The sequence below is a fragment of the Paraburkholderia mimosarum LMG 23256 = NBRC 106338 genome (genome assembly GCF_000739815.1).
Classification (GTDB): Bacteria; Pseudomonadota; Gammaproteobacteria; order Burkholderiales; family Burkholderiaceae; genus Paraburkholderia; species Paraburkholderia mimosarum.
The window spans coordinates 1-729 of sequence record NZ_BBJJ01000296.1; the positions used below are offsets into that span (position 1 = coordinate 1).

1 protein-coding gene is annotated in these 729 nt (G+C 59.8%); it reads right to left on the reverse strand.

Annotation, left to right across the window (positions count from 1 at the left end; all coding sequences use genetic code 11):
* Nucleotides 1-729 (reverse strand): recombinase zinc beta ribbon domain-containing protein (locus BMI01S_RS40485; protein WP_174480203.1); only part of this gene is annotated, 729 nt, incomplete at both ends.

The following is a 729-nucleotide window of genomic DNA, read 5'->3' on the forward strand; positions in this document are numbered from 1 at the left end:
CTCGCATTGTTTTTCATAGCGCTCCTGGGCAGCAGCAAGCGTTCTCAGTGCATGGTTCCACTCGGCTTCCAGCGAATCGGCTACAAGACGGTTGTCGGGATCGACACGCATGTAACGACGACGGGCCAGCTCGACTTCATAGTTTGCCCGCTCGATCTCCTGACGACGCAACCTGTCGAACTCACCGGATCGATGCTCCAGTTCCTCCTGTACCGCGAGCGCGACCTGAAGCGTCACGGGTGTAACGGTTTCCACCAGAAGCCTGCCGATTGCCTGGTCGAGTTCAGCACCGTTGATTTGCTGGCATGGTCGCCCTATAGCTTCGTTGATGCTGCGGCTCTGGCACATGTAGTCTGGCACGCGGCGCGTGTCGTGGACATGGTAACGGATCGTCATCCGGTCACCGCAACGCCCACATATCGCGAGCCCCTGCAGCAGCGCTGGGCCTTCACGCGGGGCACCGAGGTCGCGCTCACTGCCGTGAGCCTGGGCATTGTCGTGCAGGATCCGCACGTGCTCTTCGAACTGCTCCCACGTGATGTAGCCTTCGTGCGCGTCCCGAATGAGGGCAGTCCATTCCTCCACAGGCAATGCTTGCCATACCTGCTTGCCGTCGGGAAGTTTGCGCGTACGTGTGCGTCCAAAGCAGAATGCTCCGGTATAGCGGGGATGGTGAAGGATCCATAGTGCACGTGAGTGATCGAGCTCGTCCCACTGGACGTCACCTTT